Raw genomic sequence first — 2,186 nt, forward strand, 5'->3', positions numbered from 1 at the left:
AATGGCATCACGTTTTGGTGTGTCAGCGACAACCTTCGCAAAGGCGCTGCGACCAACGCGGTCCAAATTGCCGAATTAATGATCAAGCGATCGGCAACGAAAACAGCGTAGTGGCTGCCTTGGTCGATCGCACGTTCAAATTGACCATTGCCTATGATGGAACCGACTATTCCGGTTGGCAAATTCAACCGCAAAAGCCGACCATCCAAGGCATGCTCGAACGTGCGCTCGTCAAATTGACACGCCAACGGGTGCATGTCACCGGCAGCGGACGCACCGATGCCGGAGTCCATGCGTTGGCTCAAGTCGCGAGTTTACGAACTCCGAATTGGCGTGCTAGTGCCACGGATTTGCTCAATGCGATGAACGTCAATCTGCCACCGACCATCGTGGTCACCGATGCGGTCGACGCGCCCGACGACTTTCATGCGATCCGTGACGCCATTGGCAAACGATACCGCTATCAAGTTCAGGTCGGAGGCCAGCGAAGTGTGTTCGACTATCGCTATCGCTGGCATCTGTATCACGACATCGATTTGGACGCCGTCAGCGAAGCGGCGGCTCGGTTCGAGGGCAAACATGACTTCGCCAGTTTTCAGGCCGTCGGCAGTCCTCGCAAAACCACCACTCGCAATGTGAAGGTTTGCGAAATTATCCGTGAACCTTCGATGAGCCATGGTGGCATTTTGTTTTCGGTCGAAATCGAAGCCGATGGTTTTCTGTACAACATGGTTCGCAACATCGTCGGTACGTTGATCGAAGTGGGCAAGGGCAAGTATCCCCCCCAGCACATCGACAATGTGATTGAAGCGGCCAATCGCGATGCCGCCGGCCCTACTGCGCCGCCGCAAGCGTTGTTTCTAAAACGCGTCGACTACTTGCCGTTCGCTTGAGCGCATTCACCAAACGCACATTCGCCATTCACACGATCTTCACACTCTGGCCGTATTGAACTGGTACTCTGGCGTTTGCCAGAACGATTCACCTGTGCTTCGCATCCTGTCGATGGCTAGACTACATCCATGTCGTCGAGTCTATCGGAGACTTTGTCATCGGTTGTCGCTATGTGGCAACCCCAAATGGATCCTCAAAGCCATGAATTCCCAAAGCACCACGGCGTGTCCCGAACTAGAACAAGTGAACGTAGAAACCGTTGAGTTGAACAGGAACCAGCCCATGACTGCTCCGTCTCAGCCCATCCTCGATGAACCAACACGCTCTTTCGTTCAGCGTTGTCTGTCAGCCGGACTTGTGGAAATCAACGACATCAAAAAAGTGGTCGTTTCGCTGCAGGCCGAAGGTTCCGCGTTCACTGCAAAACGGCTCGCCGAAGGGTTGATTGGTGCGGGACTGCTGACCCATTGGCAAGCCAACAAATTGCTGGCCGGTAAGAGCAAAGGATTTTATCTGGGCAGCTATCGGTTGCTGCGCCCGCTCGGAAAAGGCGGGATGGGAGTGGTTTATCTCGGCGAACATCATGTGATGAAGCGGTTGATGGCGTTAAAGATCATGCCGCCTGAATCAGTCGCCGACAAACGACGTGCGGACCGATTTCGCGAGGAAGCTCGTGCGTCGGCGCAATTGGATCACCCGAACATCGTCCGTGCCTACGACTTTGCCGAAGCGGGTGGCAAACTTTACATCGTGATGGAATACATCGACGGAATCGATTTACAGGCTGCGGTTCGGCGTGACGGGGTGATGTCGGTGCCGCTGGCGCTTGACGCAATCCGCCAAGCGACCTGCGGATTGGCCCACGCGCACGACCGCGGCGTTATCCACCGCGACATCAAACCATCGAATCTGATGCTCCGCACCGATGGCGTGGTCAAAGTCAGCGACATGGGACTTGCGCGTGTCAGTTGGATGGGAATTGATGAACAATCCACAAACAACCGCTTGTTGGGGACTGCCGACTTCGTGGCTCCGGAACAAGCGATCAACAGCAAGAGCGTCGATGCTCGCGCCGATATCTACTCGCTCGGCTGCACGCTGTATTACTTGTTGACGGGGCAAGCTCCATTTTCGGGCAATACGATTGCGCAGCGTTTGGCAAAACATCAAACCGCCGCGCCACCGGACGTCCGCTCGATTCACCCCGATTGCCCAAATGCCGTCGCCGAACTGGTGATGCGAATGATGGCCAAACGCCCTGAGGACCGGCCCAAGTCGGCCGCCGAATTGCT

The 2,186-nt window shown here is 55.5% G+C and carries 2 protein-coding genes and 1 pseudogene; all 3 read left to right on the forward strand.

Features of this window, described 5'->3' with window-relative positions; all coding sequences use genetic code 11:
• A pseudogene (locus tag RMSM_RS40100) lies at positions 1 to 111 on the forward strand (aspartate-semialdehyde dehydrogenase); the annotation flags it as partial.
• The gene (truA, locus tag RMSM_RS41285; protein WP_052031799.1) at positions 111 to 893 is read left to right on the forward strand and encodes a tRNA pseudouridine(38-40) synthase TruA; all 783 of its coding nucleotides are present in this window, start codon (positions 111 to 113) and stop codon (positions 891 to 893) included. The pseudogene RMSM_RS40100 and the gene truA, both read left to right, overlap by 1 nt.
• A gap of 283 nt (positions 894 to 1,176) precedes the next feature.
• Positions 1,177 to 2,186, forward strand: a 1,010-nt coding sequence (locus RMSM_RS25070; protein ID WP_008703142.1) for a serine/threonine-protein kinase, incomplete at its 3' end; no start/stop codon positions are given.

The sequence above is a fragment of the Rhodopirellula maiorica SM1 genome, assembly GCF_000346295.1.
GTDB classification, from domain to species: Bacteria; Planctomycetota; Planctomycetia; order Pirellulales; family Pirellulaceae; genus Novipirellula; species Novipirellula maiorica.